Origin of the sequence: Pelatocladus sp. BLCC-F211 (assembly GCF_041928655.1) — a bacterium.
Taxonomy (GTDB): domain Bacteria; phylum Cyanobacteriota; class Cyanobacteriia; order Cyanobacteriales; family Nostocaceae; genus Pelatocladus.
In genome coordinates this window covers 1-6,391 of sequence record NZ_JBHFLM010000149.1, presented here as the reverse complement: position 1 = coordinate 6,391, position 6,391 = coordinate 1, and the positions used below count along the sequence as shown (strand labels likewise).

General features: G+C 37.9%; 5 protein-coding genes and 3 pseudogenes. 6 read left to right on the top strand and 2 right to left on the bottom strand.

Annotated elements, in window-relative coordinates:
* Window positions 1–583: 583 nt before the first annotated feature.
* From ACE1AT_RS18800 to ACE1AT_RS18780, 5 genes and pseudogenes are all read left to right on the top strand, one after another.
* Window positions 584–850, top strand: a pseudogene (locus tag ACE1AT_RS18800) (transposase); the annotation flags it as partial.
* Window positions 851–871: 21 nt separating this feature from the next.
* Window positions 872–1,189 (top strand): transposase, encoded by a 318-nt coding sequence (locus tag ACE1AT_RS18795; RefSeq protein WP_374871022.1) that lies wholly within the window; start codon window positions 872–874, stop codon window positions 1,187–1,189.
* 521 nt (window positions 1,190–1,710) lie between these two features.
* Entirely contained in the window at window positions 1,711–2,832 is a 1,122-nt protein-coding gene (locus ACE1AT_RS18790) for a hypothetical protein (protein ID WP_374871020.1), read from the top strand.
* 85 nt (window positions 2,833–2,917) lie between these two features.
* Complete coding sequence (locus ACE1AT_RS18785) at window positions 2,918–3,955, top strand: hypothetical protein (protein ID WP_374871018.1); 1,038 nt, start codon at window positions 2,918–2,920, stop codon at window positions 3,953–3,955.
* Between the two features lie 222 nt (window positions 3,956–4,177).
* Window positions 4,178–5,227, top strand: coding sequence for an aminotransferase class V-fold PLP-dependent enzyme (locus ACE1AT_RS18780; protein WP_374871016.1), 1,050 nt, complete (start codon window positions 4,178–4,180; stop codon window positions 5,225–5,227).
* Between the two features lie 122 nt (window positions 5,228–5,349).
* Here the strand turns inward: ACE1AT_RS18780 and ACE1AT_RS18775 are convergent.
* Window positions 5,350–5,613 (bottom strand): annotated as a pseudogene (locus ACE1AT_RS18775) (IS630 family transposase); the annotation flags it as partial.
* A 28-nt stretch (window positions 5,614–5,641) separates the two neighbouring features.
* On the opposite strand from ACE1AT_RS18775, the pseudogene ACE1AT_RS18770 reads away from it, so the two are divergent.
* Window positions 5,642–5,746: pseudogene (locus ACE1AT_RS18770) on the top strand (IS5/IS1182 family transposase); the annotation flags it as partial.
* On the opposite strand, the gene ACE1AT_RS18765 reads toward ACE1AT_RS18770, so the two are convergent.
* A partial coding sequence (locus tag ACE1AT_RS18765; RefSeq protein ID WP_374871014.1) for a transposase occupies window positions 5,711–6,391 on the bottom strand: 681 nt, incomplete at its 5' end. The pseudogene ACE1AT_RS18770 and the gene ACE1AT_RS18765 sit on opposite strands and share 36 nt — an antisense overlap.

Below are 6,391 nucleotides of genomic sequence, written 5' to 3'. Positions count from 1 at the left end.
TTGTATTTTTTCTCAACAAGCATACTACACAATAATTGTTCAAGGCCGCGGATGCTTTGAGGCTGACTTGAGAATATTTTTAACCTCTAATTCCATTTGGTTTGCGTTCTCTCATATCGCTTTTAGTCTAAACTCCAGTTAATGCGAACCCAAGAGTTAATTGAAAACTGGTATGAACTCCAAAGAAATTTATCTCTTCAGGTAGCTCGTGACTTCATTTTGCAACATCTTGAACAAAAGGTGGGCTTAACTGCACATAATCAAATTACTGTCAATGCGTAAGTCCTGAGTTCAACCAAAACGAACTTACCTCTTGAACTTGCCCCATGTCTCAACTGCTAAGATTCTAAACCAGAAAAAGCTGCAAAATAACACACCTTGAAAGGGCTAGTCCTATAAATATGGAAACAGAGATATTCAAATGTGCCAAATTGGCATTTTTAAATTGAGTGGCTACCTGCATAAACCTAGCGTAAGGATTCAGGTCGGGGGTAGTTGACAGAGGTAACATGATGGGAGAGCATCAGTTGCATGAAGAAGAAAGTGCTCCGACAACAAAGCGATGAGAAACTGTACATACGACCAGTGGTGGTATTTTCTTGACCATCCAGAAGTACCTCCTGATAATAACCTGGCGGAACGCTCATTAAGATTAGCTGTCACCAAAAGAAAGATTAGTGGTGGTTCATGATCGCTCTGTCGGTTTGGCGATACTGCCAACCTATTAACTGTCGTACAAACCTGTCGTTTCCGAGCTAGCTCTGTGATCGACTTCTTTGCAGAGGCGTTACGCGCGTATGTTGGTCATACAATTGCCTATCCTTCGCTAATTCCTTTTTCTACGACCTGAATCCTTACGCATTTTATACTTATGTCACTCAAGTTTTGGTTCCTAAACTTTGGCAGGCGTGCCTGTGTAGTTATGGATAATTTCAGTTCCCACAAAGTTACAGGCATCCAAGCAGCAATTGAATCTGTTGGGGCAAGATTAGTTTACTTGTCTGCTTACTCTCCTGATTTTTCACCAATTGAAAACTGTTGGTCTAAGGTAAAAGAGTGTTTACGATCGCTTGCCGCTAGAACCTACCAAGAATTAGATCAAGCCATCACAAATACCTTAGATGCAGTGACTAAAAAAGACATTATTGGATGGTTCACTCACTGTTGTTACTATATTGCACCCAACTGAGAACCGCTATAGAGTTTATAATGGGAAACGTGGGCTACATTTAGTATTCAAATCATAATTACAAAAATAGTTAAAATTATAATTTTTATAAGTAAAAACCAAATAATAAGTGCTTGACAGATATATGAAAAACAATGCTATTATTTATTAAGTAGAGAATTTTAACCATAGAAAGTCAAAAAAACAATATTATGCAGACTATCTGCCTGATTAATTGGTCAAACTTAATAGACTTACAAGATTAAGCAGTCGCAAAATAGATTTGTCATTCTGAGTATAGTGTTAAGAGAGTATAAAACCTCATCTGGATTCTTACTTTAATCAATTTTGCTCAGTATGATAAAAATATTCATACAAGTTCTAGCCAGTTTCACTGGAACGAACTATTCCGGTATGCCTCGTGTCTTAATATTGAGATGCTGGAATTAACTTGAAATATCACTTTGTTTGCGAAAAAGCAAAGTCTCTAAACTCTTCATCATTGCAAATTCATTAATCATTGAATTATTTAGAGTGAGGTTATGAAGATAATACCTATCTATCCAAGTCGTTTTCTGCAATTTGGAGAATCAGAAGGAAGCACTTTTTATTTAGTCACTAATTCCAACTTGTTAAATGTGTTTAAGATAATACCAGAGAAAGACTATAAAGATTTCAAAATATTAACTTATGATCCAGGTGATAGCTTCACAAGAATATTGCGAGATGAAATTAATAGACCAGCTCATATTCTTGTCATCACACCAGAATGCTTGTTTGAATCCGTACATCCTAATGATTTAGCTAACGATTGCAAACTTTTAATCTTTGCCTGTAATTCTGCTCCGACTTCAATTGAAGCTGTTGAACACTTTCTAAGATGTGGTGAGAAAACAAACCCTGAAGAACAGGAAAGAATTGCCAATAAGTTCTTTGAGCAAGGCGAATCTGCTGATGTCTTAAAGCTGATTGATGAAGAATATCAGACTGTGGCTGAATTCCATCATCTAAATGATATTTACGGGTGGCATGAGCAATTAGGTATGTTGGGTTGGGGTGAACAGCAAATTTTCCCATCAGGGGAAATAGCTTGTTTCCTCGTTCCTTTGAAAGGGATAGATAAGCTTCCTGACTTAAAGTTTGAGTTAAATGGTGAAATACCTTTAAAAGGGTATCCAGTAGTTCACTCAGGACCCCCATCTTTCCTGCGCGAAGACCAAGAACAAATTTATCAAAAACTTTCTAGTTTCAAAGATCATGCTGTCATTGCAACTGTAAAAGATGGCATAGTCGTCGATATTAAAGCAACGCATTCATCTGCCAAGCCAGCATTAGAGATACTGGAAGCTCTGTTCACGGTTGATTCTAGATTCAGACAGATATTTGAGATTGGGTTTGCTATAAACAACTATGTCGAGATACTACCACAAAACTCAGCCATGAATGAGGTCTATGGTAGTGAGAATGGTTGTGTTCATTTTGGTCTTGGAATGTTGCCTTACACCCAATATCATATGGATCTTATATGTCCAAATATCAAAGTGCTTGGTAAAAATGATGAAGTCATCCTGGGGAGTAATTTAAGCGGGAATAAGAGAGAGAAGGAGAAACAAACAAGGAAGATTATTCCTCAAAAGGCTGCACAATGCCCATGTCTTGGATAAGCGTCAAGAAGTGTGTAAGTAAGTCGGCACGAAAAAACCAAACTATGTGCTGACTTACTTAATAAAAAATTAGGAGTATTGCCGAATGTCAAAGATTGCTATACATCCTGAGCGTTTGCGTCAATTTGGTAATGGAAAAGAAAGTATATTCTGTGTTGTAAGCAATTCTAGCTTGTTAGAGAAGATAAAAATTGAGCATGAGAATAATTACAAAGACTACAAAATAATCTCATATGACAAAGGAGATGATTTTTCAAAAATACTGAGTGAGCTAATCCCTGAGCCAGCTCATATTCTTGTGATTGCGCCAGATTGTTATTTCCGTTCACCTGAGCCACAGCATCTTGGACAACGTAGAAAGCTCTGTATTATGGCTTGCAATTCCACACCTACATCAGTGGAAGCGATAGAGCATTTCCTAAAATGTGGTGAAAACACCGATCCCTACGAGCAAGAGAAAATTTCTGAGCAATTCTTTAATAAAGGAGAAGCTGCTAGTCACCTTAAGTTTGTTGATGAGGAATATAACACTGTTGCTATATTCCAACATCTAGATGATAGGATACAGTGGCATGAACAAGTAGGACAACTGCAATGGGGAGAACAGCAGTTGTTTCCTTCAGGAGAAATTAGCGTTCTGCCAGTAGAAATTTTTACCTTGAATTTAAATGTCAAACTTGATATTAGTGGGAAAATAGCGTTAAAAGGAATTCCCGTATTACATTCAGGTACACCTTCATTTCTTCCGAATGACCAGGAACGGATTTTTCAAGCACTGTATACTATGCGAAATCACACTGTGATTGCAAGTGTGCATGAGGGCGTTATTACCAACATAGAAACATCTGATCCAGCAGCTCAACCTGCCATAGATATGCTGCAAGCCATGTTTGATGTAGATTCCAGGTATAGGATAATTATCGAGATTGGTTTTGGGGTCAATCGTCATTTAGAGCTATTTTCTGGAAACTCTGCAATGAATGAGGTATATGCTAATAATATTAATGGAACAGTCCATTTTGGACTTGGACTAATTCCGCACACTCAATATCATCTGGATATCATTTGTCCATCCATAAAAGTGTTTTCTGATAATGACGAATTGATATTTGGAGGAATGTAGTAGTTAATACTCATTCAAAACTAATTGCTCGTTTACTCTTTTGGAAAACCTTAAAAGTCTCATCTCATGTTCTGCTTCAGTTAGTCATAAAACATGCATTCTACTGTAGAAATCTCAAGTCTGTGCAAGAAATCACTATTTCAGTTGGGTAACTTTCACTATCTCAATTGTGCTTATATGTCCCCGCTATCAAAGAGTGTTGAAGAGGCGGGAATTATCGGTATGCAACGCAAGAGAATTCCTACCGCTCTAAAAGCTATAGATTTTTTTGAAGATGGCGAAAAAATACGTAAGCTTTTCGCCAGAATAATTAATATTCCAGATTTTCATCAAATAGCCATCATACCCTCTGTCTCTTATGGAATGGCAATAATTGCAAAAAATACAAATTTCAGACGCGGTCAAAACATCGTCATCACGTCTGATCAGATGCCTTCTAATGTTTATACTTGGCATAGGGTTTGCCAGGAATACGGTTTAGAATTGAGGGCGATTAAACCTGACAAAAGATTTAACAATTATGGTACTCTGTGGAATGAAAAAATTTTAGAAGCTATAGACAGAAATACTGCCCTTGTGGCACTGGGACATGTCCACTGGACGGATGGGACACTTTTTAAGCTTAAAGAAATTGGTCAGCGTACTCGTGAGTGTGGAGCGGCTTTCATCGTTGATGGTACCCAATCAGTTGGAGCACTTCCTCTAAATCTATCAGAGATCCAACCGGATGCTCTTATCTGTGCAGCTTATAAGTGGCTTATGGGTCCTTATTCTATTGGCGTTGCTTACTTTGGTCCTCGCTATCTAGGCGGAATACCACTCGAAGAAAACTGGCTAAATCGGGTTGATAGCGACTGTTTTCCCGATCTAGTTAACTACAAGTATGAATATCGTCCCAAGGCAATCCGGTACGATGTCGGTGAAGTAAGCAACTTCATTTTGCTTCCCATGCTCGTAAGAGCACTTGAACATCTGCTTGAATGGGGTATTGAAAATATTCAAACTTATTGCTACAATTTGGTGAATAGCAAATTAATCAACCAAATAAGCGAGCTTGGATTTTTGGTGGCTGAAGAAGATAACAGAGCAGCTCATCTGATTGGTGTTAGAATACCAGAGAATGTAGAAATAGAAAAGTTGCAAAATACTTTAGATAGAAACAAAGTTTTAGTTTCTGTGCGTGGTCAGTCTATACGAGTTTCACCAAACATATATAATGACGAAGACGACATTAGTGCATTTATTGATGCATTACATCAGTTTCGCAGTTGACATTCCCCCCGACGTAGTGTTCTATATCTGTGATTTAGCGTTAGCATAACTCAAAAATGTTGCCGTATCCATGCTACCGTTGAGCGTCATTGTAGACTCGATGCAGATTGTTGATTGGCGTTTTAGGCAACAGTTGCCAATGCAGCACCACTTTTATGAATTGAGTAATTGTCTAAAACAATAACTGTGTCTTGGTTTGTTTTTTGCCGCCAAGAATTAGCGCAGTTAGCTTGTGCACCCATCATTTTAATGAAACTGGCACTATTAATTCCTTTAACTGCCAAGCCGTACTCAAAACTAACTCCTGGTTGAAATACCCCCAAAATACTTATTCTTCTAGGGCGACGTTTCGTTTGAAACAAGCATTTTTGTACTCCCTTTTTTGCCCAAGTGTGTTTATTTACCTACACCTACTTAGTTGTTCTTCATGAAGCGTCTCAGAAACTGTCCAAATTGCAAGTTGTTTGGGTAGATCAAGGCTATTCAGGAGAAAATTTTGCATTCCCAGTTTCGATGTTGACTATATTGAGCAGTTGGTGGATTGATGAATGAACAGGACTTAGGGCTAGAATTTTGAATATTTTCGGCTGCCAATTTTTCAGCTTCTAATTGGAAATAAGTAGCTTGAATGCTGACTAAAAGATAGGCACTGAAAACTGTTTCCCACCAACGCTCAATACTAGGATAGTCTGTTAAGCGAAAATCAGCCCAGCCTAGTTCATTTTTAACTTGTTTAAAGCCATATTCAATCCAGTTTCTGAAACTGTAAAGTTGAGCAACATTAACTTTCAGGTCAACGGTTAAATTTGTCATGATATACCAACTTTCTTCTCCTGTTGGGTCAGGAACATTACTTTTACTGATTTGGTAATATCTCAGGCGACGACGTTGTCCAAAAATAATTTCTCTAAGGTAACGAGTTTCTGTTTGGCGGTGTGAAAGCTTTTGCTGATAAGCTTTCCATCGGTTATAGCGTTTTCGGCTTCCTAGTGGCATCAACACACTATGATTTGAGCGAATTGCTACGATAAATTCTAGTTTTAGCTGCTCTAATACCTTGATTACATCTCCACTCTCTCCATACAAGCTATCTGCTAATACCAACTTAATGTTAAAATCCCACTCTTGTAACTCTTGTATTATTTCCACCGCTAGTTGTGGTTT